The organism is Stappia sp. WLB 29, assembly GCF_023507705.1.
GTDB lineage: Bacteria > Pseudomonadota > Alphaproteobacteria > Rhizobiales > Stappiaceae > Stappia.
Map to the genome: position 1 here is coordinate 498626 of NZ_JALBGD010000001.1, position 25067 is coordinate 523692.

The 25067-nt window shown below is 66.2% G+C and carries 25 protein-coding genes; 12 read left to right on the forward strand and 13 right to left on the reverse strand.

What is annotated here, in order from left to right:
- Positions 1–55 precede the first annotated feature (55 nt).
- Positions 56–3748 carry a vitamin B12-dependent ribonucleotide reductase gene (locus MNI96_RS02325; RefSeq protein WP_249690015.1) on the forward strand — a complete coding sequence of 1231 codons (3693 nt, stop codon included), beginning with the start codon at positions 56–58 and terminating at the stop codon, positions 3746–3748.
- Positions 3749–3839: 91 nt separating this feature from the next.
- Here MNI96_RS02325 and MNI96_RS02330 read toward each other — a convergent pair whose 3' ends face one another.
- From MNI96_RS02330 to nirK, 9 genes are all read right to left on the reverse strand, one after another.
- Positions 3840–5147 carry a HipA domain-containing protein gene (locus tag MNI96_RS02330; RefSeq protein ID WP_249690017.1) on the reverse strand — a complete coding sequence of 436 codons (1308 nt, stop codon included), beginning with the start codon at positions 5145–5147 and terminating at the stop codon, positions 3840–3842.
- Entirely contained in the window at positions 5144–5404 is a 261-nt protein-coding gene (locus tag MNI96_RS02335; protein WP_249690019.1) for a helix-turn-helix domain-containing protein, read from the reverse strand. The genes MNI96_RS02330 and MNI96_RS02335 overlap by 4 nt, the downstream gene beginning before the upstream one ends.
- A gap of 127 nt (positions 5405–5531) precedes the next feature.
- Positions 5532–6002, reverse strand: a complete 471-nt coding sequence (locus tag MNI96_RS02340; protein WP_249690021.1) for a hypothetical protein — start codon at positions 6000–6002, stop codon at positions 5532–5534.
- On the reverse strand, positions 5999–7195 hold the full coding sequence (locus MNI96_RS02345) for an NnrS family protein (RefSeq protein ID WP_249690023.1): 1197 nt from the start codon (positions 7193–7195) through the stop codon (positions 5999–6001). Before MNI96_RS02345 ends, MNI96_RS02340 begins: the two co-directional genes overlap by 4 nt.
- Positions 7196–7285: 90 nt before the next feature.
- The gene (locus MNI96_RS02350; protein ID WP_249690026.1) at positions 7286–7723 is read right to left on the reverse strand and encodes a pseudoazurin; all 438 of its coding nucleotides are present in this window, start codon (positions 7721–7723) and stop codon (positions 7286–7288) included.
- A 96-nt stretch (positions 7724–7819) separates the two neighbouring features.
- Positions 7820–9277 carry a cytochrome c oxidase accessory protein CcoG gene (gene ccoG / locus MNI96_RS02355; protein ID WP_249690028.1) on the reverse strand — a complete coding sequence of 486 codons (1458 nt, stop codon included), beginning with the start codon at positions 9275–9277 and terminating at the stop codon, positions 7820–7822.
- A gap of 158 nt (positions 9278–9435) precedes the next feature.
- Positions 9436–9837 (reverse strand): hypothetical protein, encoded by a 402-nt coding sequence (locus MNI96_RS02360; protein WP_249690030.1) that lies wholly within the window; start codon positions 9835–9837, stop codon positions 9436–9438.
- Positions 9822–10676 (reverse strand): SUMF1/EgtB/PvdO family nonheme iron enzyme, encoded by an 855-nt coding sequence (locus tag MNI96_RS02365; protein ID WP_249690033.1) that lies wholly within the window; start codon positions 10674–10676, stop codon positions 9822–9824. The genes MNI96_RS02360 and MNI96_RS02365 overlap by 16 nt, the downstream gene beginning before the upstream one ends.
- A 64-nt stretch (positions 10677–10740) precedes the next feature.
- Positions 10741–11868 carry a copper-containing nitrite reductase gene (gene nirK / locus MNI96_RS02370; RefSeq protein ID WP_249690035.1) on the reverse strand — a complete coding sequence of 376 codons (1128 nt, stop codon included), beginning with the start codon at positions 11866–11868 and terminating at the stop codon, positions 10741–10743.
- Positions 11869–12015: 147 nt separating this feature from the next.
- Between nirK and MNI96_RS02375 the strand changes: the two genes are divergently transcribed.
- Positions 12016–12720, forward strand: coding sequence for a Crp/Fnr family transcriptional regulator (locus MNI96_RS02375; RefSeq protein WP_249690037.1), 705 nt, complete (start codon positions 12016–12018; stop codon positions 12718–12720).
- On the opposite strand, the gene MNI96_RS02380 is transcribed toward MNI96_RS02375, so the two are convergent.
- On the reverse strand, positions 12692–13021 hold the full coding sequence (locus tag MNI96_RS02380) for a DUF6522 family protein (protein ID WP_249690039.1): 330 nt from the start codon (positions 13019–13021) through the stop codon (positions 12692–12694). The two genes, MNI96_RS02375 and MNI96_RS02380, sit on opposite strands and share 29 nt — an antisense overlap.
- A gap of 4 nt (positions 13022–13025) precedes the next feature.
- Positions 13026–13265 (reverse strand): DUF1858 domain-containing protein, encoded by a 240-nt coding sequence (locus MNI96_RS02385; protein WP_283776285.1) that lies wholly within the window; start codon positions 13263–13265, stop codon positions 13026–13028.
- Between the two features lie 134 nt (positions 13266–13399).
- Here MNI96_RS02385 and MNI96_RS02390 point away from each other — a divergent pair, with 134 nt between their 5' ends.
- From MNI96_RS02390 to MNI96_RS02425, 8 genes are all read left to right on the forward strand, one after another.
- Positions 13400–14617: an NnrS family protein gene (locus tag MNI96_RS02390; RefSeq protein ID WP_249690041.1), complete on the forward strand. Its 1218-nt coding sequence runs from the start codon at positions 13400–13402 to the stop codon at positions 14615–14617.
- Positions 14618–14833: 216 nt separating this feature from the next.
- Positions 14834–15028 (forward strand): periplasmic nitrate reductase, NapE protein, encoded by a 195-nt coding sequence (locus tag MNI96_RS02395; RefSeq protein ID WP_249690043.1) that lies wholly within the window; start codon positions 14834–14836, stop codon positions 15026–15028.
- A gap of 10 nt (positions 15029–15038) precedes the next feature.
- Positions 15039–15542 carry a ferredoxin-type protein NapF gene (locus tag MNI96_RS02400; RefSeq protein ID WP_249690045.1) on the forward strand — a complete coding sequence of 168 codons (504 nt, stop codon included), beginning with the start codon at positions 15039–15041 and terminating at the stop codon, positions 15540–15542.
- Positions 15535–15786 (forward strand): chaperone NapD, encoded by a 252-nt coding sequence (locus MNI96_RS02405; protein WP_249690047.1) that lies wholly within the window; start codon positions 15535–15537, stop codon positions 15784–15786. The genes MNI96_RS02400 and MNI96_RS02405 overlap by 8 nt, the downstream gene beginning before the upstream one ends.
- 2 nt (positions 15787–15788) lie before the next feature.
- Positions 15789–18290, forward strand: a complete 2502-nt coding sequence (gene napA / locus MNI96_RS02410; protein WP_249690049.1) for a periplasmic nitrate reductase subunit alpha — start codon at positions 15789–15791, stop codon at positions 18288–18290.
- Positions 18263–18748 (forward strand): nitrate reductase cytochrome c-type subunit, encoded by a 486-nt coding sequence (locus MNI96_RS02415; RefSeq protein WP_249690051.1) that lies wholly within the window; start codon positions 18263–18265, stop codon positions 18746–18748. Before napA ends, MNI96_RS02415 begins: the two co-directional genes overlap by 28 nt.
- Before the next feature lie 3 nt (positions 18749–18751).
- Positions 18752–19444, forward strand: coding sequence for a cytochrome c3 family protein (locus MNI96_RS02420; RefSeq protein ID WP_249690053.1), 693 nt, complete (start codon positions 18752–18754; stop codon positions 19442–19444).
- A 114-nt stretch (positions 19445–19558) separates the two neighbouring features.
- Positions 19559–19984: a hypothetical protein gene (locus MNI96_RS02425; RefSeq protein ID WP_249690055.1), complete on the forward strand. Its 426-nt coding sequence runs from the start codon at positions 19559–19561 to the stop codon at positions 19982–19984.
- 39 nt (positions 19985–20023) lie between these two features.
- Here the strand turns inward: MNI96_RS02425 and MNI96_RS02430 are convergent, their stop codons facing one another.
- Together MNI96_RS02430 and MNI96_RS02435 are read right to left on the reverse strand one after the other, a co-directional pair.
- Positions 20024–20977, reverse strand: coding sequence for a D-alanyl-D-alanine carboxypeptidase family protein (locus tag MNI96_RS02430; RefSeq protein WP_349629114.1), 954 nt, complete (start codon positions 20975–20977; stop codon positions 20024–20026).
- 100 nt (positions 20978–21077) lie between these two features.
- On the reverse strand, positions 21078–22685 hold the full coding sequence (locus MNI96_RS02435; protein WP_249690056.1) for an EAL domain-containing protein: 1608 nt from the start codon (positions 22683–22685) through the stop codon (positions 21078–21080).
- Positions 22686–22832: 147 nt separating this feature from the next.
- Here MNI96_RS02435 and MNI96_RS02440 point away from each other — a divergent pair, with 147 nt between their 5' ends.
- Together MNI96_RS02440 and MNI96_RS02445 are read left to right on the forward strand one after the other, a co-directional pair.
- A complete protein-coding gene (locus MNI96_RS02440) occupies positions 22833–23738 on the forward strand; it encodes a sugar kinase (RefSeq protein ID WP_249690059.1) in 906 nt (301 codons plus the stop codon).
- Positions 23739–23862: 124 nt separating this feature from the next.
- On the forward strand, positions 23863–25053 hold the full coding sequence (locus tag MNI96_RS02445; protein ID WP_249690061.1) for an aq_1923 C-terminal domain: 1191 nt from the start codon (positions 23863–23865) through the stop codon (positions 25051–25053).
- Positions 25054–25067: the final 14 nt, after the last annotated feature.

Sequence of the window (25067 nt, forward strand, 5' to 3'; positions counted from 1 at the left end):
GCCGGGTTCTCGAAATATGACCGGCCGGCGGCCGGAGACACGAAAGGGGCCTTGGATGAAGATCGAGCGGCGTTATACGAGGGAGGGCCAGTCTCCCTATGCCGACATCGCGTTTCGCGTTGCCACCAGCGAGATCCGCAATCCGGACGGCTCGATCGTCTTCCGGCTTGAAAACATTGACGTTCCGGCCCAGTTCTCGCAGGTCGCGGCCGACATTCTGGCGCAGAAATACTTCCGCAAGGCCGGCGTCCCGGCCCGCCTGAAGCCGGTCGAGGAGAACACCGTTCCCTCCTGGCTGTGGCGCCAGGAAGCCGACCAGAAGGCGCTGAAGAAGCTGCCCGAGGAGGAGCGCTACGGCTCCGAGACCGACGCCCGCCAGGTCTTCGACCGTCTCGCCGGCACCTGGACCTACTGGGGCTGGAAGGGCGGCTACTTCGACAGCGAGGCCGATGCCCAGGCCTTCTACGACGAGCTGCGCTACATGCTGGCGACCCAGAAGGTCGCCCCCAACAGCCCGCAGTGGTTCAACACCGGCCTGCACTGGGCCTACGGCATCGACGGCCCGAGCCAGGGCCACTTCTATGTCGATTTCCAGACCGGCGAGCTGACCCGCTCGGCGACCGCCTACGAGCATCCCCAGCCGCATGCCTGCTTCATCCAGTCGGTCGAGGACGATCTCGTCAACGAGAACGGCATCATGGACCTGTGGGTCCGCGAGGCGCGCCTGTTCAAGTACGGCTCCGGCACCGGCTCCAACTTCTCCCGCGTCCGCGGCGAAGGCGAGAAGCTGTCGGGCGGCGGCAAGTCCTCCGGTTTGATGAGCTTCCTGAAGATCGGCGACCGCGCCGCCGGCGCCATCAAGTCGGGCGGCACCACCCGCCGCGCCGCCAAGATGGTGGTGGTCGACATCGACCATCCGGACATCGAGGACTACATCAACTGGAAGGTCCGCGAGGAGCAGAAGGTCGCCGCCCTCGTCACCGGCTCGAAGATCTGCCAGAAGCACCTGACCGCCATCATGAAGGCCTGCGTCAACTGCGAGGCGGACAACGGCGATTGTTTCGATCCGGCGAAGAACCCGGCCTTGAAGCGCGAGATCCGCGCCGCCAAGAAGATGATGGTGCCGGAAAACTACATCCAGCGCGTCATCCAGTTCGCGCGCCAGGGCTTCACCAAGATCGAGTTCCCGACCTACAACACCGACTGGGATTCGGAGGCCTATCTCACGGTTTCCGGCCAGAATTCCAACAATTCGGTGCGCGTGACGGACGGTTTCCTCACCGCCGTGATGGATGACGGCGACTGGAGCCTGACCGCCCGCAAGGACGGTCGCGTCACCAAGACGCTGAAGGCCCGCGAGCTGTGGGAGCAGATCGGCTATGCCGCCTGGGCCTCGGCCGATCCCGGCATCCAGTACCACACCACCATCAACGACTGGCACACCTGCCCGGCCTCCGGCGAGATCCGCGCGTCGAACCCGTGCTCCGAGTACATGTTCCTCGACGACACGGCCTGCAACCTCGCTTCGCTGAACCTGCTGCAGTTCCGCCAGGCCGACGGCAATTTCGACGTGGAATCCTACGAGCACTGCGTCCGCCTGTGGACCGTCGTGCTCGAGGTGTCGGTGCTGATGGCGCAGTTCCCGTCCAAGGAGATCGCGGAACTGTCCTATCGCTACCGCACGCTGGGCCTCGGCTACGCCAATATCGGCGGCCTGCTGATGACCTCGGGCATTCCGTACGACAGCGACGAGGGCCGCGCGATCTGCGGCGCCCTGACCGCGATCATGACCGGCGTCGCCTATGCCACCTCGGCCGAGATGGCCGGCGAGCTCGGCCCCTTCCCGGGCTATGCGGACAATGCCCCGCACATGCTGCGCGTCATCCGCAACCATTGCCGCGCCGCCTATGGCGAGACCTCCGGCTACGAGGGTCTGAACACCCTGCCCGTGCCGCTCGACCATGCCTCCTGCTCGCAGCCGATCCTCGTCGAGCGGGCAAAACTCGCCTGGGACCGGGCGCTGGAGCTCGGCGAGAAACACGGTTATCGCAACGCCCAGTCGACGGTCATCGCGCCCACCGGCACGATCGGCCTCGTCATGGACTGCGACACGACCGGCATCGAGCCCGACTTCGCGCTGGTGAAGTTCAAGAAGCTGGCCGGCGGCGGCTACTTCAAGATCATCAACCGCGCGGTGCCGGAAGCCCTGCGCACCCTCGGCTATTCCGAGAGCGAGATCGCCGAGATCGAGGCCTATGCGGTCGGTCACGGCTCGCTCGACCAGGCGCCGGCGATCAACCCGTCGACGCTTCGCTCGCGCGGCTTCGACGACGAGGCGCTGGCCAAGGTCGCCGGTGCTCTCAAGTCCGCCTTCGACATCAAGTTCGTGTTCAACCGCTGGACGCTGGGCGACGACTTCCTGACGGGCGCGCTGAACGTGCCGGCCGAGAAGCTGGACGATCCGGAGTTCGAGCTGCTGGCGCATCTCGGCTTCTCCCGCCAGGACATCGAAGCCGCCAACACCCATGTCTGCGGTGCCATGACGCTGGAGGGCGCGCCCTTCCTGAAGACCGAGCATTACCCGGTCTTCGACTGCGCCAACCCCTGCGGGCGCCTCGGCAAGCGCTTCCTGTCGGTGGAGAGCCACATCCGCATGATGGCGGCGGCCCAGCCGTTCATCTCCGGTGCGATCTCCAAGACGATCAACATGCCGAACGACGCCACCGTCGCCGACTGCAAGGAGGCCTACCTGCTCTCCTGGCGCCTGGCGCTGAAGGCCAACGCCCTCTACCGCGACGGATCCAAGCTGTCGCAGCCGCTGAACTCGCAGTTGCTCGCCGATGCGGACGACGACGAGGAGGATGCGGTCGAGACGCTGGTCGCCCAGCCGCAGGCCGCGCGCGCCGAGATCGTCGCCGAGAAGATCGTCGAGCGGATCGTCGAGCGTGTCGTTCGCCAGCAGGAGAAGCTGCCGACCCGCCGCAAGGGCTACACCCAGAAGGCCAAGATCGGCGGACACACGATCTTCCTGCGCACCGGCGAATACGATGACGGCCGCCTCGGCGAGATCTTCATCGACATGAACAAGGAAGGCTCGGCCCTGCGCGCCTTCATCAACAACTTCGCCATCTCGGTGTCGCTCGGCCTGCAATACGGCGTGCCGCTGGAGGAGTATGTCGACGCCTTCATCTTCACCAAGTTCGAGCCGGCGGGCATGGTGCAGGGCAACGACGCGATCAAGAACGCCACCTCGGTGCTCGACTACGTGTTCCGCGAGCTGGCCGTGTCCTATCTGGACCGCCACGAGCTGGCCCACGTCCCGCCGGAGGTCTTCGGCCAGTCGGCCAAGGCCTCGGCCGAGGCCGAGGAGCGTGGCGGCAAGGGGCACCAGGGTGTGGTCTCGCACGGCCTGATCCGCGGCCAGACCGAGCGCTTCCGCCTGGTCGGCGGCGGCGAGCCGGCTGGCAGCCTGACCAAGGCGATCGCAGCCGAGCTCGGAAATGCGCCGATCGCGCAGACGACGGCGGTCGCTGCCGCCTTCGCCCGCGGCTCGGAAGCGGCAGCCCGGGTCGAGATCAGCACGCCCGCCCCTGCCCAGCAGGCGCCGAGCGCGGCCGAGCGGATCGCCCAGGCCCGCATGAAGGGCTACGAGGGCGAGAGCTGCCCGGAATGCGCCAACTTCACCATGGTGCGCAACGGCACCTGCCTGAAGTGCGACACCTGCGGCAGCACCAGCGGCTGCAGCTGAGGCAAGGGCCGGATCGCCCGGCCTGAAAACAGCCAAACGAGGCCCCGGACATCACCCGATGTCCGGGGCCTTGTCGTTTCGGGGCATGCGTTCAACCGAGTTGCCGTATGGTGTCCGAGATGATCGTGTGGATCACCGCACGGATTGTCCGGGCCTCTGCCGTGATCGATGTCAGGACCCTCGGGTCGTTGGCGTATCGCTCCCGGTCCTTCGCCTCGATCTCGTCCTGAAGTTCCTGTGCCACGGCCAATATACGGCTGGATTGGAAGGCGAGGATACGTTCGCCAGTCCGGCGAGCGAGCCCGAGGGCTTCGGCTGCATCCAGAAGCTTTTCACGAGAGATATCCGCGTGCCGGCGGGCACCGAGAACAGGCCATGCAAGAGTGGTCCTGTCGGGCCATCCAGCCTGATCGAAGGCACGGCTGTCATAGACGGCCGTACACAACAGGTCGTAATGCGGGGCGAGTTGCACTCCCGCCCCGGATACGAGGAAGCTCAGGTTCTTGAGGTGGGCATCGTCATTGCCTGTAAGCACGTTGAAGACCAGCCATTCGAACAGTCGGCTGCGGGCAACTGCCGCGCTGCGGCAATGGTTTGCCAGTTCGGCCAGCCGCTCGATGCTGCCCTGATGATATTTGAAGGCGCGGTCGAGATTGAGCAACTGGCAGGCGTCGACGACATGCAGACGCTCCCAGCCCGCTCCGGTTTTGACACGGTCGAACCGCTCGATCACATAGACGGGTTCGGGAATGTAGAGCTTCGCCACGCGCGGCACCTGGAGGCGCATGCGTGCCGCAAGCCGCATGACGAAATACTCGTTCGCCGCTGAATGCGCATAGGCCGGGTCAGGATGATCGGGCTTGAGGATATGTGTCGAAGGCGTCTCGTCGACAGGCTCGAAGAATGCCTCACCGTCGAAATTGACCGCCAGCTTGTGCTGCGCGCCGGCGAGCGACATCCGCTTAGGGGCAGCATGGGTGAGCGGCAGCCGCGGCAAGCCGCGGATGCGCTCAGACAGGTCCCCGAAGGTCAGCGGCCGGCGCTCGCCGGTATCTGCCGGCAGGCGGCCGGGCGGCAGGAGCGTTAGCGATCCGACCGATTCCGCCCCGTAATGCGCCAGGAGACCAAAGGCATCGGCCTCGTCGATCCTGGCATCGCTGGCCAGAAGGCTTCGCTGCCCCTCTTCCGGAAGCAGATTGTCGAAATACCACTGAACCGGCCGCTGGCTGGCCCCGTCGGTGACGAGATCGCCTTCCGGAGCAAGGTGGGGCGAGAGAAAGTAGCTTCCCGGCGACTGCAGCCAGCTGGCCGCGTAACGGAAGGACCACACGCCTCCCGCGTCGACAAGCTCGCCGATCCTGCGCGCGTTGATATAGGCCGCCAGCGAACGTTCGGTCATCGTTTCGCGCCGCCCCCGGCCGACGGCAACGGATCGATGTCGACGGGTGTATCCAGCGAGATGCGGATGCCGAGCCCGTCCATGACCTCGAACAACTTCGCCCAGCTCACCGACGGGTTGCCCCGCTCGACCTTGGACAGGAAGTTCTCGCTGACGCCGATGCTACCGGCAGCATCGTCCTGACGCAGACCTTGAGCCTTGCGGGTTGCACGTATGACGGCGCCGACATCCTGCGGGCCGTTGATGGGAATTTTCATGGAAAACCTCACGTTCGTGAGGATTTATAGCACAACTCGCTCATACAGGAAACAAATCCACACGATCATGCGGACTTCGGGTTTCCAGCTCTCTCCACCTTATAAATCCGCACGACCATGAGGATTTTTATCTGCGCTGCAAGGACACCGCCAGCGGCAGGACGAGCGCGGTGAGGAAGGCGGCCGCCTGGATGGCGCCATGGACCTGCGCGAAGCGAGCGAAATGGCGCGGCACGGGGATCCCGCACAGGAAGACCGCCACCAGCGCATCGCCGAGGCCAAGGCCCAGTCCCGTCAGCATCGCGAGCGCGAGGGCCCGGCGCGGCGTCAGCAGCCCCCAGGGCATCAAGGCGGTGCCGAGCAGCCCGGCGGAGACCAGCCAGACAGCCTCCAGCGCCGCGCCGACAAGTGCTCCTGCGGCCGGATCGACCAGCACCGCACGGGCCGAACCGGACAGCAGATAGGCGGCGAACAGGATCGCGAAGAAGCGAAAGGCGGCAAGGCGCAGCGCGGCACAGGGCGTGATGACCGGCAGCGCGCAGGTCATATCCGGGCCGCCGGCCCTCTCGCTGACCCTGTCGCCGGCAACCGCGGTCATGGTCGGCGCACCGGCAGGCCCGACTGCCACAACAGCATGCGCGCGTACCCGGCGGCAAAGAGCAGATAGGCCAGCGCCCATAGCAGCGCAGCACAGGCGAAGAGGTGCACCATCCAGTTGCCACCCAGATTTCCGGCATAGGGCGCCAGAACACGGGCGGCCGTGCCGAGCGCGACAAGCGCGTAGATCGCCACTTCCAGCCGGCCGGCGGCCAGCGGATGGCCGGAATGGCCGCGGCTTGCCCGCGTCATTACCGCAAGCGTCATCATGCCGAAGGTGCCGGCAGTCCACACATGGGCGGCGGCGGAGGGCTCCAGCACGCCCGGCAGCAGGATCGACAGGCCTTCCAGCACGAAGCCGAGCGGCACGGTGGCAAAGCCCAGATGCAGGACGAGAAGCAGCGGATCGCTGCGCGTCGCCAGCCCGCACCAGCGCGACAGGCGCACGATATTGGCAAGCCCGGCAGCGAGCATCAGCAATGCGGTCGCAAGATGACCCGGAACCGCGATCCAGACGGCGAGGGCTGCCGCGGAGACCAGCATGACCGCCCCGTCGAGCCGTGTGAAACCGGCCGGCAGAGCGAGGCTGCGCCGCTGCATCAGCCAGTTGCGGGTGAAGGCGGGAATGATCCGCCCGCCGATCAGCATGACGAGGAGCAGCACCACGGCGATGCCCGCACGCGCGGCATGGTCGGCAAGGCCGGTCAGCGCCGCTTCCGCATGGAAGGCGGCATTGGCAAGGCCGTAAAGCGCCACGATCACCACGATGCGCAGGTTGCGCAGGTTGCCGCCGGCGATCACCTCGCGGGCGAAGACGGCGACCAGCGCGAGCGGAAAGGCGAGATCGACGGCCATCGCCGCCCAGGCTCCCGTCAGCGCCGAGAGCGTGACGGCGATACGCCCGGCAAGCCACAGGAGCACGAGCGCGAGCAGTTCGCCGCCGGCCACCGGCGGCCGGCCGGTCCAGTTGGCGACCGCCGTCAGCGCAAAGCCGGCGATGATCGCCGAGACCCCGCCGAACAGCATGGTGTGGATGTGCCAGTCGCGCGGGAGGAAGGCGGTCGGCAACTCGAGGTGGCCGGAGAGGATCGGGATCCACGCCAGCACCGACAAAGCCATCGACAGCGCGCCGAGGAAGAAGAAGGGGCGAAAGCCCCCGGTCAGCCAGTAGGTGTCGCGAAGGGATCTGCTCATGTCCCGCCTCCTCATGCCCTGCTGCCACAAGGACGGCGCGAGGGGGGAGGCCGCGCGCCGTCCGGCCCGTCCGTTTTTGCTGCCGGCGGCTTACAGGCCGCCGAGCAGCTCCGCGAAGACCTTCTTGGCCTTGCCCGGCGTCTTGACCGCCTTGGCATCGTCGAGGTTCACCGGATCGCCGACGACAACGGCAGCCACCATGCCCATGGCGAAGTGCGGCTTGCACTTGATCCCGTAGACGCCTTCTTCCGTGAAGGTGACCGAGACGTCCTTGTTCATGGCGCCGACGAAGGCTTCGGCGCCCTCGGGGAGCATGCCCTGCACGGTCTCGGCATTGTGGCTGGGGTTGGTGGCGCGGAAATGCACCGTATCGCCGGGGGCGATCCTGATGAGATCCGGCTCGAACACCATGACGCCCTTGGCGCCCTTGTTGAGCATCATCACCTCGTGCTCTGCGGCCATGGCGACGGTCCCCGACAGGGCGGCGACGGTGGCAAGGGCAAAGGCGAACATCCGTGTGCGTTTCATCTCGGTCTCCATTGAGCGGACCACCGCGGTCCGTTGTCTGAAGGAATATTCGCCTTGCTGCGCCGCAACGTTGTGCCAGCGCAAAGTCCGCGAAACTTATGGAATCTTGAAGAAATCCGAGGCCATGACGCTCTCCCCGCTCGCCGGGTCGGTGAGGCGGAACGCGATCGGTCCGGCAGCGGACGGCTCGGCGGTGACGGTCACGCGCAGCCGCCGGCTGCCCCGCTCGTCGAGCAGGACGGCAATCCCCTCCGCCTGCGGATCGGCCGTACCGGCCGTGCGCAGTTCGGCACGGCCGGCGACCTCGCCCTCGATGCCGAGCAGCAAAGTACCCCCTGCCCCGGCGACGTGCGAGACGCGGATCTCGTAGGCGTTGCGCACCCGCCCGTCCGACAGCTCCACCGCCACCGGATTGCGCTCGTGGGCAACGCTGAGCGACAGGGTCGTGCGGGTCGCCACCACCATCACGATGGCAACGGCCGTCGCAAGGCCGGCGAGCGCCAGCGCCGCCGTCTTCGACCGCACCAGCCGCACCGGCACACGGGCCTCTCCCTTGCGGCCGCGCTCGATATTGGTCCAGCTCTCGTAGTCGATCAGCCCGCGCGGCCGGTCGAGCTTCTGCATGGTCGTGTCGCAGGCGTCGACGCACAGGCCGCAATTGATGCAGGCAAGGTTCGGCCCCTCGCGGATGTCGATGCCCATCGGGCAGACATTGACGCAGGCCATGCAGTCGACGCAGTCGCCGGCCGGCAGGCCGTTGGCGCGGGCCGCCGCCGCCTTCTTAGCCGACATGCGCGCCTCGCCGCGATAGTCGCGATAGGCGACGCCAAAGGCTTCCGCGTCCCAGACGGCACCCTGCAGGCGCGGCCAGGGGCACATGTAGGTGCACATCTTCTCGCGGGCGAAGCCGGCGAGCGTGTAAGTCGTCAGCGTCAGGGTCAGCACCGCGCCATAGGCGACGCTGGAGGCCTCGCCCATGAAGATCTCGCGCAGCAAGGTCGGTGCGTCGGCGAAATAAAGCGCGAATGCCCCGCCGGTGCCGGCCGCGATCGCCAGCCAGATCGTGTGCTTGACGCCCCGCCGCAAAGCGCGGGCCGGCGTCATCGGCAGGTAGAGCTGGCGCAGCCTCTCGCGGCGGTCGCCTTCCAGCTGCCGCTCGACCCACAGGAACAGGTCCGTCCACACGGTCTGGGGGCAGAAGAAGCCGCACCAGATCCGGCCCGCGACCACGTTGGACAGGACCAGCACGATGGTGGCGAGCACCAGCAGGCCGGTCAGCAGGTAGAGCTCCTGCGGACGCAACTCGAGGCCCGCGAGATGGAAGCGCAGCTGCGCCAGATCGAACAGGATCGCCTGGGTCGGCTGGCCGGGTCCGCGGTCGTAGCGCAGAAACGGCAACACGTAGTAGAGCGCGAGGCACAGGCCGACGGCCGCCCATTTCAACCGACGGAACCGGCCGCTGACCGACTGCGGCACGACCGGCTGGCCGGGTCCGATGGCGGGCGCAGCGCCGGTACCGGGCTTGCGGTGCAAGGTGGTGGGGTGAAAGGTCATCGCCGGTCTCCGTCCGCCAGCAGAAGCAGGGGCGTCGCCGGAGCAACCGGACAGCCCTCCCCTGGTTGCTGGCGACACCCAGCCCTAGGCGATAGGCGGCGAGCGCTCTTTGTGCCGGGACAAAGAACGGCGCGAATGGGCAAGAGCCGTGCGGGGCGTCAGGTCTGCCCGACGACCGCTTCCCCGCCTGTCGCTTCCAGTCGTCCTGCCAACATCTCCAGGCAGGCGGCGCCTTCCGAGGCGGTGCGGCCGATGGTGCGGAACGTGTCGGCGATCAGCAGGCAGTCGTCGGGACCGAGTTGCTCGCCTGTCCCCTCGCGCAGGTCGTCGAGATAGCCGATGAAGCCCGCAAGCCGCACCGCACGGGTGCGGGCCGCCTCCATCAACCGCCGACGCACGCGCCGCGCCTCCAGCTCGGCAAAGAGCGAGACCGCACGCTCCACCTGGTCCTGGCAGTCGCAAGGCAGTCCCATCTCATGCAGCACATGGGCCAGCCGCGACAACACGTCGTCGTCGCTGTCCGCAAGGGCTGGCCCGATGCTGCCTAGAGGCCGATCCATGTCTTCAGCCTTTGCAGGGCACCAGGCTCGTCGCGCACGAGGCGGATGCCGAGATTGGCGGGCGGAATACCGACCGAGCAGGCTCCGGCCTTCGGATCGCGGAAGAAAGTGGTCATGTAGGCCCGGTGGCTGCCTTGCGCGATGCGGATGCCGCAATTCTCGACGACGGTTTCTGCGTCCGTGACCGGATCGAAGCGATGACGCAGGTAGCAGCTGTCGGTCCACTCCCAGACGTTTCCGCCGATATCGAACAGCCCCTGCTCGTTGCTGCCGAAATGACCGACCGGCCGCGGCCTCGGATCGACGCCGGCGCCGCGTGCGGTCTCCGCCTCGTAAAGCGCGATCCAGCGGCGCGAGGGATCCTGCGCGTCGGCAACATCGGTCAGCGCGTCGTCGCGATAGCGGCTGCCGGCGGCGAGCGACCATTCCCTATCGGTCGGCAGGCGCCACCGCTCGCCGGTCTCCCGGCTGAACCAGGCGGCATAGGCGGCCGCGTCGTACCAGTTGACGCCGACGACCGGCATCTCCGGATCCTGCGGCGCATCGAGGGCAAGGCAGCCTCCGGCCTCGACGCAGCGCCCGTATTCGCCCGCCGTTACCTGACGGCGCATGATCTCGAAGGGACGGGTGAGCGAGATCTTCTCCAGCGGCGCGTTGGTCGCCGTGCGGCCGACCAGATATTCGCCCGGCAGGCGGTAGATGATGGTGCTTTCCTCGATCAGCACCACCTCCGGCACGTCCGCCGGTTCGGATGCTCCCGGCAGCGCTGCGCCGGCAACAAATGGCAGCGACAGAACCGCAACGAGCGGCAGGAGCGTCGTTTTCCCTTTCGCGAACATGGCAGCCTCTCCCGATTGGCAAGGCGACAGCCCGCCATGGCGGGCTGTCGTTTCGGCTTGGCGGTTACTGGACCGCGATGGGGGCCGGTGCGCTGACCTGCATCATCAGGTCGTTGTTCCACTGGCCCTCGACCTTGACGTGGCCGGTGGCACCGAGTTCGGCCGCCTCGATGAGGTTGTGGTTCACATAGGCGTAGATGCCCGGCTGCAGGAACTCGTAGATCGCCACCGCCGCGCTGCCGCCGCGCACGAACCAGGTCTCCAAGTCGCGCTCGGGCGGGTTGGCGAACTTGCCGGTCTCCCAGACCAGGTCGCCATGGCCGCCGATCAGGTGCGGACGGGTGTCGCGGTTGGCGGTGCTGTGGATGAACATCACCTTCTCGCCGACCTTCGCGGTCATGGCATTCTCGCCGGTGAGTGCGTTCTTCGAACCGTTGAAGACCACGTGGGTGGGGATCAGCCCGCGCATCACCTCCAGAGTGTCGGCATACGATTCGCCAAGGCTCTCGTAGGTCCTGTAGTTGCCGTTCTCGTCCTTCGGGATGTAAAGGTCGAACTCGCCGATCGTGTAGGCGGTGTCGTAGGCGACGGGATTGCCCTGCTCGTCCTTCAGACCCTCGCGCGGCAGAACCATCAGCGTGCCGCTCATGCCCGACACCACATGCCAGGGCACCATGCCCGGAGGCGCGCAGTGATAGACGAAGGTGCCCGTGCGGGTCGCCTTGAAGCGCAGCGTCGCCTGCTCGCCCGGATTGATCAGGGTCAGCGCGGCGCCGCCGAGCGCGCCGGTCGCGGCGTGGAAATCGATGTTGTGGGGCATCTCGTTGGTTTCGGGATTGACCAGCGTCAGCTCCACGTAATCGCCCTCATGGACAACCATGGTCGGTCCGGGCATCGTGCCGTTGAAGGTCATCGCCTGGAACGTCGTTCCCTGGTCATCGACGACGACCGTCTTCTCCTCGATGGTCATGGTGAATTCGACGATCTTCGGGGCGCCGGGGGCGACACGGTCGTGATCCATCACGGCGGGCGGCGGCACCAGGGTCGCCTGCACACGCTCCAGGGTCGCGGTCTGATCCGGCAGGTCCAGCGCGTTCAGCGTCGGGTTCGCCGTTTCGTCGGCCAGGACCGGGACGACCGCCATCAGAGTGGCCATTGCGGTCCCGATCAGTGCGGTACGTCTCGTGATCATGATGTATTCCTTTCCTGTCGTGCGTCGTTTTCGACAAGTTCAGGAAACACCCGCTCGGCGATTTTCTTTTTGCGAAAAGGCAAACAAGGCCGGCATCCAAGACCGGACACCCTGCGACAAAATGGCATCTGAGGAGGGAACCACGGAATGCCGCCTGCACAACTTGACCGCTCCCTGATCCGGGACCTGACGATCTTCCAGTCGATGTCGGACGAGGACCTCGACGCGGTGCTGGCCATGGCGGTCAGCCGCAGATACGCCATCGGTGCGACCGTTTTCGCGCAAGGAGAACCGGCGAGCGAGTTCTTCGCCCTTTTGCACGGCCGGCTGAAGGTGGTGCAGACGACGCCGGACGGGCAGCAGGTGGTGGTACGCCATGTCAGCCCAGGCGACATCTTCGGCATCGCCAAGGCGATGCGGCGCACGGACTATCCCGCGACCGCCTCCGCAGTTGTCGACAGCCTCGCCCTCGTTTGGCCATCCGGCCAATGGGACTCCTTCATTGCCCGCAGTCCGGTGCTGGCGATGAATGCGCTGCAGACGGTGGGGCAACGCCTGCAGGACGCGCATACACGCATCCGCGAGCTGTCGACGGAGGAAGTGGAACGGCGGGTGGCGCATGCCCTGCTGCGCCTCGTCAACCAGGCGGGCCGCAAGACCGAGGACGGTATCCTGATCGACTTCCCCGTCACGCGACAGGACATCGCCGAGATGACCGGCACGACGCTTCACACGGTGAGCCGGGTGATGACCTCATGGGAAGCCCAGGGGCTGGTCTCCAGCGCCCGCAAGAAGGTGATCGTCTGCAACGCGCACAAGCTGTTCATGCTTGCCGAGCGTTCGGACGACTGATCCGTCCGCTTGGCGGCATGCGCATCTCGCGCGGCAGCGGCCGGTCGCCGAAATCGACCAGCGACCGCCGGAGCGGGCGGCCCTCCTCGTCGGTTATGACGGTCAGCCGGGCATTGGCATGGAACGCTTCCAACCGCCATGTCCCGGCATCCTCGTCGATGCCGCGATAGAGCCGCCCCGTCACCGCTCCGGCGCGGAGCCGTTCGCGGAAGTCTTCCGCCGAAAGGCCGAAGCCCTCGGCCAACACATCTGCATCGATGGCGAAGTCGCCTGGGACGGCCGCGTCCGTGGTGTCGGTCATGACGTCACGCGACGCCGAGAATGGCGGCGTCGAGCTCGCCGAGGAACCGCTCGAGGGAGATGCCATGTTCGCGGCAAGCCTCCTCGACGTCGTGAATGCGCGCGACCGGGCAGCCGATGCACATCATCTTGTGGCGGATGAACACGGCGATGGTGGCGCGGTAGTCGCTCATCAAGTCCCCGACAAGCGTCTCCGGCCCGACCCTTCTGGCCGCTCCGGCGGTGGAACCGTGATAGCTGGACATGGGAGAACTCCCCTTGCAACGTCAGGTGAAGGTCTAGGCTCCCCCGCCGTTCGCGTCTTTGCGCGGGAACAACGAAGCAGGCGAATTCCGCGGTTACTCCTGCAAGCGTCCCCCAACTTGCAAGGACGCCGGCAATGGCACCGCAGACGCGCTCTCTTCCCGCAAACGCAACTCAGGCTTCGCCCGCCATCGGCGGCATGAGACGTCCGGCGAACGGGTGGTGGCTTGCTGTCGCCTTCCGGCCGCTGTTCTTCGCCGCCGCGCTTCAGGGGGCGGCCGCGGTGCCGCTGTGGATCTGGATCTACACCGCAGGCGTGGCAGAAGTTGCCGGGCTGCCGGCGATGACCTGGCACGCGCATGAGATGGTCTTCGGCTTCCTGCCGCCGATCATGGCAGGTTATCTGCTGTCGGCAACGCCGAACTGGTCCGGCCGGTTGCCGACCGCCGGCAGGCCGCTGGCGCTGCTTGTCGGCCTGTGGCTGGCCGGGCGCCTCGTGCCTCTCGTCGCCCCCCTGCCCCTGACGGTTGCCGTCGACGCGGCCTTTCCGCTGGCGGTCTCAGCGCTGCTGATCCGCGAAATGCGACTCGGCCGCAGCGGCCAGTCGCGGCACGGGCTGATGCTGTTCCCCGCACTGGCTGTCGCCGCCCTCGCCCACCGGCTTCTGGGCGACGATCCGGCAATGGCCGCGACCATGACGCGTACCGGCATTGCCGTGGCCGCCCTTCTGATCGCTGCCGTCGGCGGGCGCCTGGTGCCCAGCCTGACGCGCAATGCGCTGGCCGGACGCGGTGCCGAGCGCGTTCCTGCTCCCTACGGCCGCTTCGACATCTTCGTTCTGCTGGCGACCAGCGTCGCCCTGCCGGCCTGGGTCCTGGCGCCGGATGCCCTGTTCAGCGCCGCCTTGTTGGGTGCAGCCGGACTGTTTCAGTTCGTCCGTCTGCTGCGCTGGCGCGGCTGGCTGCTGCGGCGCGGCGACATCCTTGCCCTTCACGCAGGCTATGCCTGGCTGGTGGTCGGGCTGCTGCTGGCCGCCCTTTCAGCTCTGCCGCACTCCGGCGTCCCGGCCGACAGCGCCCTGCACGCGCTCACCGCCGGTGCCATCGGCAGCATGACGGTTGCGGTGATGAGCCGCCTGGCATCCACCCGGGGGCCCGGCGGCCATGCCGGCCAGCGGCTGTGCACGATCGCCGTGCTGGCCGTCAATGCCGGCGCGCTCCTTCGCGTGGCGGCCCCGGTCGCGCCCGAGCAGTACCTGTCCCTGCTCGGTACCGGCGCCGGCCTCTGGAGCCTTGCCTATCTGCTGTTCGCCGCCGCGCAGGTTTCTCCTCTTCGCGCCAGTGGCGCCAATTGAGCAGATGCAAAATTCAAATATTAGATACTACAAATCGAAGATCTGAAATTCTTCCCTTGAACACATTAGCCATATTGACAGAAATACGCATGAGATAATCGCCATTACGGCGAAAATTCTGAAGCATAAGCAATTTTGCGCATTGATGATATCCATATAGACAGACAGACTACTTTCAAGGTCACACGAAAACCATGCGAAGGGATACGTGTCGACATGACAGGACCGGGGGAACCTGACACCAGCACCGCGGATCGGCGGCGTTGGCGCACGGAATTTCTGGCGTTTCTCGTCCTCGCCTTCGGCGTCTGGCCTTTCGTGGCCGTTGCTGTCGTCGGCGCCTTCGGCTTTGCCGTGTGGATGCTGCAGCTTGTGTTCGGCCCGCCCGGCCCTCCGTCAGCGCTGCATTGAGGGGGCGACGATGACCATGCCCTTCGATGCCGAAAGACGACGTTTTCTTACCGGGCGCCCGTCACGCGCCAACTTTCCCGACTTGCTGCTGCCCCCCGGGCTGTCGGCCGGTGCGCTCCACCGCTGCACCGGATGCGGTGCCTGTGTCGATGCCTGCCCGAGCGGCATCGTGGAACTGGCTCGCGAGCGCCCGGTCCTGTCCTTCGCCTCAGGCGAATGCACCTTTTGCGGCGCCTGCGCCGAGGCCTGCCCGGAGACCCTGTTCGACGGCGAGCGGGAAGCCCTGCCCTACAGGCCGCAGATCGCCGGGCACTGTCTGCCCCGCGCCGGCATCGACTGTCAGGCCTGCCGCGATGCCTGTCCGCAGGAGGCGATCCGCTTTCCGCCGCGGCGCGGCGGTCCGTTCCTGCCGCAGGTGACGGCCTCGCTGTGTACCGGCTGCGGCGCCTGCGTCGCGCCCTGTCCCGTCTCGGCAATCGCGCTCGCTCCCGTGGCAGAGGCCTGCGATGCCTGACGTCCCCGCCATTCCCCTCGCCATTTCCAGCGCCGTCGTCTCGGTCCTGCCGGGCCGGCTGGACAGCGTCGCCACAACCCTTTCCGAGCTCTTCGGGGTAGAGGTTCGCGCCGCCACGGGCAGCAAGATCGTCATCGTCCTGGAGGCGCCGCGCGGCGAGACCGGCAAGCAACTGGTCGAGATAGCCCTGCTCGACGGCGTGGTGTCGGCCAACATGGTGTTCGAACATATCGAGGAGATCTGACGATGGAGCTCGAGCTCTCCAGACGCGACATGATCAAGGCGCAGGCAGCGGCCGTCGCGGCGGCCGCTGCCGGCATCGCCATGCCCGCTGCCGCCCAGCCCGTGCCCGGCGGCATCGGCACGCTCGACATCAAGTGGTCGAAAGCCCCCTGCCGCTTCTGCGGCACCGGCTGCGGCGTCATGGTCGGCGTGAAGGATGGTCAGGTCGTCGCCACCCATGGCGACATGCAGGCCGAGGTCAACCGAGGCCTCAACTGCATCAAGGGCTACTTCCTGTCGAAGATCATGTATGGCGAGGACCGCCTGACCACGCCGCTGATGCGCAAGCGCGGCGGCAGCTACCACAAGGACGGCGAGTTCGAGCCGGTGTCGTGGGACGAGGCCTTCGACCTTATGGCGCAGAAGGCGAAGGAAACGCTGGCAGCCAAGGGCCCGACCGCGCTCGGCATGTTCGGCTCCGGTCAATGGACGATCTTCGAGGGCTACGCCGCCACCAAGCTGATGCGGGCGGGCTTCCGCTCCAACAATCTCGATCCGAACGCCCGCCACTGCATGGCCTCCGCCGCCACTGCCTTCATGCGCACCTTCGGCATGGACGAGCCGATGGGCTGCTACGACGATTTCGAGCATGCCGACGCCTTCGTGCTGTGGGGCTCGAACATGGCGGAGATGCACCCGATCCTGTGGACCCGCCTCGCCGACCGGCGGCTCGGTCACGAGCATGTCCGCGTCGCAGTGCTGTCGACCTTCACCCATCGCAGCATGGACCTTGCCGACGTTCCGATCGTGTTCAAGCCGGGCACGGATCTGGCGATCCTCAACTACATCGCCAACCACATCATCGAGACCGGGCGCGTGAACGAGGATTTCGTGCGCGACCATGCGGTGTTCATGACCGGCCAGACCGACATCGGCTACGGCCTGCGCCCGGACAACGAGCTGGAGCTCAAGGCCGCCGGCGCCGGCGATCCGGGAAAGATGGAGCCGGCCGACTTCGAGACCTTCCGCAAGCTGGTGTCAGAATACACGCTGGAGCGGGTGTCGGAACTGTCCGGCGTCGAGCCCGACTTCCTGCGCGAACTCGCCGACCTCTATGCCGACCCGGACCGCAAGGTCATGTCGCTGTGGACCATGGGCTTCAACCAGCATGTACGCGGCGTGTGGGCCAACCACATGGTCTACAACCTGCACCTCTTGACCGGGAAGATCTCCGAGCCGGGCAACAGCCCCTTTTCGCTGACCGGCCAGCCTTCCGCCTGCGGAACGGCGCGCGAGGTCGGCACCTTCGCCCATCGCCTGCCCGCCGACATGGTGGTGACCAATCCCGAGCACCGCAAGCATGCGGAGGAGATCTGGAAGCTCCCCGCGGGACTGCTGCCGGACAAGCCGGGCTACCACGCCGTCCAGCAAGACCGGATGCTGCGCGACGGCAAGCTCAACTGGTACTGGGTCCAGGTCAACAACAACGTCCAGGCGGCCCCCAACAACAGCCAGGAGACCTATCCCGGCTATCGCAATCCGGACAATTTCATCGTCGTCTCCGACGCCTATCCGACGGTGACGGCGCTCGCCGCCGACGTCATCCTGCCGGCCGCCATGTGGGTGGAAAAGGAAGGCGCCTACGGCAATGCCGAGCGACGCACCCATGTCTGGCACCAGCTGGTTACCGCGAAGGGCGAGGCCCGTTCCGACCTGTGGCAGTTGATGGAGTTCTCCAAGCGCTTCACCACGGACGAGGTGTGGCCCAAGGAGATGCTCGATGCCAATCCCGACTATCGCGGCAAGACGCTGTTCGATGTTCTGTATCGTAACGGCAATGTCGACCGCTTCCCCCTGTCGGAAATCGATCCCGACTACGAGAACCAGGAAGCCAAGGACTTCGGCTTCTACGTCCACAAGGGACTGTTCGAGGAATATGCCGAGTTCGGCCGCGGCCACGGCCACGACCTTGCACCCTACGACCGTTACCACGAGGTGCGCGGCCTGCGCTGGCCGGTGGTCGACGGCGAGGAAACCCGCTGGCGCTACCGCGAGAGATACGATCCGTACGTCAAGGCGGGCGAAGGCGTGCGCTTCTACGGCCGCAAGGACGGACGAGCGGTCATCCTGGCGGTGCCGTACGAGCCCCCGGCGGAAGTGCCGGACGAGGAGTTTGATCTGTGGCTGGTGACCGGCCGGGTGCTGGAACACTGGCATTCCGGATCAATGACCATGCGCGTACCCGAGCTCTACAAGGCTTTCCCCGGCGCCCGGGTCTTCATGCACCCCGACGACGCCCGCGCCCGCGGTCTGAACCAGGGAACCGAGGTCGTGGTCACTTCGCGGCGCGGCGAAATCCGCTCGCGCATCGAGACGCGCGGGCGCAACCGCATGCCGCGCGGTGTGATCTTCGTGCCGTGGTTCGACGCCAGCCAGTTGATCAACAAGGTGACGCTCGACGCCACCGATCCTATCTCCAAGCAGACGGATTTCAAGAAATGCGCAGTCAAGGTCTCCACCGCGTAGCCGCGCCCGCACTGCTTGCCGGCCTTCTCGTCTTCGCCGCTGGCCTTGCGCTGCCGGCCTTCTCGCAGGATGCTCCGCGCCTGCGGGGCGCGCCTCAGCCGATGGAAAACCCCACTGCTCCCCCGGTCGCGAAATGGGTGACGGACGACGTCCGGAAAATGCGGGCCTACCCGGAGCAGCCGCCGGTCATTCCGCATTCGATCGAGGGATACCAGCTGTCGGTGAATACCAACCGCTGCCTGTCGTGTCACAAGCGCGAATACACGCAAGGCTCCGGCGCGCCGATGATCAGCGTCACCCACTACATGGACCGCGAGGGCCAGATGCTCGCCGATGTGTCGCCGCGCCGCTACTTCTGCACCATGTGCCATGTGCCGCAATCGGATGCAGCGCCGCTGGTCCCCAACACGTTCCGCGACATGAGCGAGCTCGGCGCCAGGCCGGCCGGGAGCCAATAGGCCATGTGGAGCCGTGTGAAATCGCTTGCTCGCCAGGCCTGGACCGTCTTCGCAAGGCCGAGCGTGCATTTCGGCCTGGGGTTCCTGACGCTCGGCGGTTTCGTTGGCGGCGTCATCTTCTGGGGCGCGTTCAACACGGCGCTCGAGGTGACCAACACCGAGGCGTTCTGCATCAGCTGCCACGAGATGAAGGACAACGTCTACGAGGAGCTGACGCAGACGGTCCACTTCTCCAACCGCTCGGGCGTGCGCGCCTCCTGCCCCGACTGCCATGTCCCGCACAACTGGACGGATAAGATCGCCCGCAAGATGCAGGCCTCCAAGGAGGTCTGGGGCCATCTCTTCGGCACCATCGACACACGGCGCAAGTTCCTCGACCACCGGCTGGAACTGGCAAAGCACGAATGGGCACGGCTGAAGGCCAACGACAGCCTGGAGTGCCGCAACTGCCACTCCTCGGTCGCCATGGATTTTACCCGGCAGACCGACCGGGCGGCGGCGATCCACCAGCGCTACCTCGTCAGCGGCGAGGCGACCTGCATCGACTGCCACAAAGGAATCGCCCACCAGTTGCCGAACATGGAGAACGTCGAGCCCGGCTGGCGCATGCCTCCCGAACTCAGCGATTCCGACGGCGACCGCGCGGCCCTGCAACATCTGTCAGGATACCTGTCCCAAGGTACCGATCGCCGGTAACTTTGCCGACAAGCAGTCTGAACGGAGCGTCACAATCCCGCGTTTTCATGATAGGCTCGCCGGCGTTTGGTCCGGACGAGAGGAGTGGTCCCGGCCATTCCGGGGAGCGAGGCCATGGACGGAACGGATGAGGTCACCGTCGGGATTCCGGCGCGTCTGAGAAAGGCAGCGAGCCATCTCGTCTTTCTGGCGATGCTGGCTGTCGCATCACCCGCCGCAGCCGATCACGTATCGCCCGGAGATCGTCTGGGCGCAAATATCAACGAAATCGCCAATACGCTATCGGCCCACGGCTACAGCACCCTTCGCTACATCAACAGGGACAGCCGGATCGAGATCGTCGCCCGCAAGGATGGAGACGAGGTCTTCCTGCTGATCGATGCGGATACGGGGATCCTCGAAACCGTCGTCCACAAGGACGGCGAACCGCTGCTCGAGCGTCCTCCGGCCGCCGCGCCGCCGCCGAGTAACGAGGAAAGCCGGCGCCCGACCACCAAAGACAAGGGCGAAGATAGGTTGTCCGCCCTGCCAGCCTCTTGATGGCACGCCCGCCGACCTCCTGACGTCGGAAGTCCAGCCCTACAGATACTGTTCGATGAGGGCCGTCACCTTCCGGTCGCGCGCAACTTCGCTCTCGCCGCCAAAGACGACGGCTATGACGCTGCGCCCGCCGCGATGCGCCGAAGCCGCAAGATTGTAGCCGGAATCGCGGATGTAGCCGGTCTTGATGCCGTCGACCCCGGCCACGCGGCCAAGCAGGTTGTTTGTCGCCTGATAGCGGCGCCCCTCGTAGGAGAAGCTGCGTGCCGTGAAGGCGCTGGCGCGCGAGGCGTGCCGGCTCTTCAGGGCCCGCGAGAGGATCGCCATGTCGCGAGCGGTGGTCACCTGGTTGGGATCAGGCAGGCCGGAGGCGTTGACGAAGCGGGTGTGGCGCATGCCGAGGCTGCGCGCCTTGGCCGTCATCTGTGCCGCAAAGGCCGCCTCGGACCCGGCAAGGTTCTCGGCGACCGCAATGGCAACGTCATTGGCCGACTTCACCGCAAGCGCCTGGATCGCCTGCGAAACGGTCAGCTTGCCGCCGGCCTTCAGTCCGATGCGCGCGGGCGGCTGGCTGGCCGCCTTGGCCGAAATGACCAGCGGCGTGTCGACGCTCACCCGCCCTTCCGACAGGGCGTCGAAAAGCAGGTAGAGCGTCATCATCTTTGTGAGGGAGGCCGGATAGCGGAGCGAGTCCGCGTCTTCCTCGTGCAACACGGTACCGGTCGCCGCATCGACGACGATGGCCGCATGCGCCCGCCGGAGGGCGCTGCCCTGCGGGGCAAGGGCCAGTTCCGAGCCCGGCACTGCTGCTGCCGTCGCCGGCAGGGCGGGAAGTGCGGCAACCTGAACGGTCGAGGCCTGTGCCCGTGAGGTCTGGGGAGAGGTGGAAGCTGCGGTCTGGCACCCTGCGAGCGCCAGGGAAACGGCAATGGCAAGGACGGCTCGGCACCAGCGAGGCGCGGCGGTCACGTTCGCCGTGGTCAGAGCGTGCAAAGGTCCGGCTCCAAGTGAGAAGGCTGATCGGCGCGCACCTTATCGGATCGCGGTCGTCCGCAAAAGGTCCCCGCGCATGCAAGGCGCGCGGGTCCGCTCCTCAGGCGACGAGCGCCTTCCCCATGCCTTCCGGCATAGCCGAGCTGCGCCCACCGGACAGGGCCTGCGCCAGCTCGATGAACAGCTTGGCCGGCAGGGGCGGCGCGAAGATGTACCCCTGGGCCGCGGAGACACCCAGCTCGCGCAGCCGCTCGATCTGCTCCATCGTCTCCACGCCCTCGGCGATGATGCCCATACCCAGGTTGTCGGCGAGTTCGACCATCGTATCGACGATGGTCGTCGAATTGTCGTCGGTTCCCAGGCTGTCGATGAACATCTTGTCGATCTTGATGATGTCGATACCGAGCTTCTGGAGATAGGCGAATCCGCCATGGCCGGTGCCCACGTCGTCCAGCGCCACGCGCACGCCGGTCGCCTGCATTTCGGCAATGATCTTGCGGGCGGTGTCCATGTTGGAGAGAGGCTGGCGTTCGGTCACCTCCATGACGATCTGCTGGAAGGCGATCTTCGAGCCACCGTAGATCTCGGTAATGTCCTCGATGATCTGCCGATCCTCGAAATGGCCGGCGAACAGATTGATCGACAGCTTGAATTCCGGGTTCTGGAAGTAGAGCTCGCCGACCTCGTCGCAGGTCTTGCGCATGACCTGCCGCGTCATCTCGAAGATGTGGCCGGAGGTCTCTGCAAAGGTCATGAAGGCGCCCGGCGAAATCACCGTACCGTCCGGCCGCTGCCAGCGCATCAGCACTTCGCAGCCGCGCAGCCGGCCGGTCTCGATGTCCATCACAGGCTGATAGTAGGGAATGAACTCTCCGCGCCGGATCGCCTGGACGAACTCGTCCTCTGCCTCGCTTTCCGGCCGCCAGGAGAACCAGACGCTGACGGCGACGAAGAGGATCGCAAAGCCGACACAGGCAATGGCTGCCACGACCTTCAGGTCGCGGACCAGGTTGGCTGCAGCGGAGGCGGGCGCCGAAACGGTCGCGAGCATCGGATACTTCTCGGAAGGCACCTCGACGACCAGTTCGCTTTCGCCTTCGCGGGAACTGATGTTGCTGTACTCGCCCGACCGCAGCCAGGTGACGCCGTCCCCGAGGCGCAACTCCACATGCCGGTGGGCACGCAGGTATTCCGGCCCCGGATCGATGGCGATCGCCACCGGAGAAATCTCCGCCAGCAGACGGTTGCCGGTGCCGATGCGCCAGCTGACCAGCGCGACCCGCGCGCCCTCGTAGACACGATCGCGCATGCCGATGCCCACCAGGGGCGAATCCGCCTGCAGCACGGGCAGCACTTGCCGCCCCTGTCCGGGCTGATCCGGAACGTTGCAGATGATCACGCCGCCGGAATTGACCACGCCGATCATCTGCACGAACGGCGCATCGATGAGGCCCGAGTGGAACGCCCGGCGGTCGTCCGCGGAACAGGTCACATGCCCGTTCTGATGCAGGGTCTGAAGCACCGAGACCGCATCTCCGATCGCCTTCTCCGCCCGCAGGACGTAGCGCTCGGCAATCGCCTTCATCTCGGTCCGAGCCTGTGTTACGGCGTAGTTGGCAAGGATGTAATTGGCCGCAATGAGGGGCGCAATCGCCAGGCCGAGGGCAATCGCCAGTGTCTTCAGGAAACGGGTGTAACGATGAGGCACGCAACGATCCGGCATTGAACAGTCGGACCAGTATCGGTTCCTTTGGTAAATGACCCCTGAAGGCGGCCTCTGCAAAGGCAGAAAATTCCGCAGGGACCGCGACTTGAGAACGAGAGATAAACCCGCCAGCAAGGAGCGCGCCGAAGCATGCAGGCCCTATTCATCGGTCAGGCCTATATCGACATCACCTTCCTCACCGACACACTGCCGACAGGCGACGAAAAGACCATCGCACGCGACTATGCGGTGAGCTTCGGCGGCAACGCCGTGACGGCGGGCTTCGCCTGCGCACGGCTCGGCATCGCCCCGGACATCCTGTGCTCGCAGGCCGACGACTGGCTTGCCCGCATGTTTCTGGACATGGCCGCCAAGTACGGCATCTCGATCCACGGGCGAAAGGTACGGGAATCCTCCCTCTCCTTCATCATGCCCAAGGACGGCAAGCGCGCCATCGTCCGCTGCCGCGACAACGACTTCCTGCACCCCTTCCCCGAGCTCAACCTTGCCGGCTGCCGCGCGCTGCATCTCGACGGCCACATGCCGGACGCCGCCCTCCACTATGCCAAGGCGGCGCGGGCGGCCGGCATCCTCACCTCGCTCGACGGCGGCGCGGTGCGCGAGAACACCGACGAGCTGCTACGCTATATCGACGTCGCTGTGGTTTCGGCGCGGTTCTGCGAGCAGCTCGGCCTCGGCTTCGAGGAGACTCTCGAGTATCTGCGCGAACGCGGCTGCCCGGTTGCCGGCGTCACTGTCGGCGAAGATGGCATGTTCTGGTACGAGAACCGCGGCCCGACGCGTCGGCTCCCGGCGCTGGACGTGCCGAAGGCGCGTATCGTCGACACCAACGGCGCCGGCGACGTGTTCCACGGCGCCTATGTCTATTCCTGGATGCGGGACAGCGCCGCTGCGTGGGAGCAGCATTTCCGCTTCGCCCGCGCCGCGTCGTCCCATGCAATCCAGCATCTGGGCAACGAGGAGAGCCTGCCGGCGCTCGCCGATGTCGAGACGGCAATGGCCGAATGGACGGAGAAGCAGCCGGCCCGCGACTGACGGTCGGGGTGAGGAATCGCGCTGAACAATCTGAGCGCGCAGCTTGTTCTCGCGCCGCATTTGGCGCATCGTAGCGGTCCGCAGGCAGGGAGCGGACCCCCAAACACCAGTCGGAGACGTCTGAATGACTAATCTTGCCCTTCGCCGCGCACGCGCCATCGCGCTCGCCTGCCCGCTTCTCCTTGCCACGCCCGCACTCGCCTTCGATGCGTCCGGCAACGAGATCGCGGACACGTTCTTCGAGATTTTCGAGGCCGGAAAAGCGACCGTGGCCGGCTACGACAGCGTCGAGGAGAACGGCGACACGGTGACGATCACCGGCATACGCGCCGCCATCGACGACAGCGGCCGGAAAACCGAGATGACCATTGCCACGATGTCGTTCGAGGAAGGCGAAGTCGCCTCCGACGGCGGGCTGACGGCCAGCAGCATGTCGATGAGCGGCGTGGCCATCCAGAACCAGGAAGACGGCAAGGACGTAGGCGTCACTGTCGCCCTGATCGACATCGACGATCCGGTCCTGCCCTCTGCCGCGACGGTGAAGGCGAAGGCCAGCACCGATGCGATCGCCCCGTCCTATTCGCGCGCCGAAATCACCGGCGTCCTCGTCGACAGCGGCGCTGACGGCAAGATCCCGGTCGCCAGCGTGGTCGCAGTGATCGACGAGATGGATGACGAGCTGCCGACCGCCGGCTCCCTCACCGTCGAGGGCGTCGAGATCTCGGCCGAAAGCCTCGATGCAGAAGAGCGCAAGACCCTGACCGATCTTGGCTACGACAAGGTCGTCCTCGGCCTGTCGCTGGAGGCGGACTGGGATCCGGACACCGGCGCGCTGGAGATTTCCGACCTGACGATCTCCGGCACCGAGGCCGCGACGCTGAACGCATCGCTGAAGCTGAACGGCCTGACCCGCGAGGTCTTCGCCAAGCTGGAGGCAGCGCAAGGCAAGCCGGAAGAGGCTATGGGCATCATGCAGGGCCTGCAGGTGGTGAGCCTGAGCCTGCGGCTGGACAACGAATCGCTGGTCGACCGTCTGCTCGACGCGCAGGCGAAGGAGTCCGGCTCGACCCGCGAACAGTTCGTCGGCCAGTTGAGCGCCGCTCTGCCCATGCTGCTCGCCGCCATCGGCAATCCCGAGTTCCAGAAGAGCGTCTCCGGCGCCGCCACCACCTTCCTGAACGATCCGCAGTCGATCTCAGCAACCGCGGCTCCGTCTACGCCGGTTCCCTTCGCCCAGTTGCTGGGAACCGCGATGATGGCACCGCAGACCCTGCCGACCATTCTCGGCGTGACGGTCGCGGCCAATCAGGACTGACCTCGACGTCGGGC

What these genes read in the sequence shown, in the direction of transcription:
- MNI96_RS02425 (WP_249690055.1), top strand. Translation starts at nt 19,559, where the DNA reads ATGGACGGAACGGATGAGGTCACCGTCGGGATTCCGGCGCGTCTGAGA.
- MNI96_RS02330 (WP_249690017.1), bottom strand. Translation starts at nt 5,147, where the DNA reads ATGACCGAACGTTCGCTGGCGGCCTATATCAACGCGCGCAGGATCGGC.
- MNI96_RS02380 (WP_249690039.1), bottom strand. Translation starts at nt 13,021, where the DNA reads ATGACCGACACCACGGACGCGGCCGTCCCAGGCGACTTCGCCATCGAT.
- MNI96_RS02445 (WP_249690061.1), top strand. Translation starts at nt 23,863, where the DNA reads ATGACTAATCTTGCCCTTCGCCGCGCACGCGCCATCGCGCTCGCCTGC.
- MNI96_RS02350 (WP_249690026.1), bottom strand. Translation starts at nt 7,723, where the DNA reads ATGAAACGCACACGGATGTTCGCCTTTGCCCTTGCCACCGTCGCCGCC.
- MNI96_RS02375 (WP_249690037.1), top strand. Translation starts at nt 12,016, where the DNA reads ATGCCGCCTGCACAACTTGACCGCTCCCTGATCCGGGACCTGACGATC.
- napA (WP_249690049.1), top strand. Translation starts at nt 15,789, where the DNA reads ATGGAGCTCGAGCTCTCCAGACGCGACATGATCAAGGCGCAGGCAGCG.
- MNI96_RS02405 (WP_249690047.1), top strand. Translation starts at nt 15,535, where the DNA reads ATGCCTGACGTCCCCGCCATTCCCCTCGCCATTTCCAGCGCCGTCGTC.
- MNI96_RS02400 (WP_249690045.1), top strand. Translation starts at nt 15,039, where the DNA reads ATGACCATGCCCTTCGATGCCGAAAGACGACGTTTTCTTACCGGGCGC.
- MNI96_RS02325 (WP_249690015.1), top strand. Translation starts at nt 56, where the DNA reads ATGAAGATCGAGCGGCGTTATACGAGGGAGGGCCAGTCTCCCTATGCC.
- MNI96_RS02360 (WP_249690030.1), bottom strand. Translation starts at nt 9,837, where the DNA reads ATGGATCGGCCTCTAGGCAGCATCGGGCCAGCCCTTGCGGACAGCGAC.
- MNI96_RS02420 (WP_249690053.1), top strand. Translation starts at nt 18,752, where the DNA reads ATGTGGAGCCGTGTGAAATCGCTTGCTCGCCAGGCCTGGACCGTCTTC.
- MNI96_RS02415 (WP_249690051.1), top strand. Translation starts at nt 18,263, where the DNA reads ATGCGCAGTCAAGGTCTCCACCGCGTAGCCGCGCCCGCACTGCTTGCC.
- ccoG (WP_249690028.1), bottom strand. Translation starts at nt 9,277, where the DNA reads ATGACCTTTCACCCCACCACCTTGCACCGCAAGCCCGGTACCGGCGCT.
- MNI96_RS02390 (WP_249690041.1), top strand. Translation starts at nt 13,400, where the DNA reads ATGGCACCGCAGACGCGCTCTCTTCCCGCAAACGCAACTCAGGCTTCG.
- MNI96_RS02440 (WP_249690059.1), top strand. Translation starts at nt 22,833, where the DNA reads ATGCAGGCCCTATTCATCGGTCAGGCCTATATCGACATCACCTTCCTC.
- MNI96_RS02340 (WP_249690021.1), bottom strand. Translation starts at nt 6,002, where the DNA reads ATGACCGCGGTTGCCGGCGACAGGGTCAGCGAGAGGGCCGGCGGCCCG.
- nirK (WP_249690035.1), bottom strand. Translation starts at nt 11,868, where the DNA reads ATGATCACGAGACGTACCGCACTGATCGGGACCGCAATGGCCACTCTG.
- MNI96_RS02395 (WP_249690043.1), top strand. Translation starts at nt 14,834, where the DNA reads ATGACAGGACCGGGGGAACCTGACACCAGCACCGCGGATCGGCGGCGT.
- MNI96_RS02345 (WP_249690023.1), bottom strand. Translation starts at nt 7,195, where the DNA reads ATGAGCAGATCCCTTCGCGACACCTACTGGCTGACCGGGGGCTTTCGC.
- MNI96_RS02385 (WP_283776285.1), bottom strand. Translation starts at nt 13,265, where the DNA reads ATGTCCAGCTATCACGGTTCCACCGCCGGAGCGGCCAGAAGGGTCGGG.
- MNI96_RS02365 (WP_249690033.1), bottom strand. Translation starts at nt 10,676, where the DNA reads ATGTTCGCGAAAGGGAAAACGACGCTCCTGCCGCTCGTTGCGGTTCTG.
- MNI96_RS02335 (WP_249690019.1), bottom strand. Translation starts at nt 5,404, where the DNA reads ATGAAAATTCCCATCAACGGCCCGCAGGATGTCGGCGCCGTCATACGT.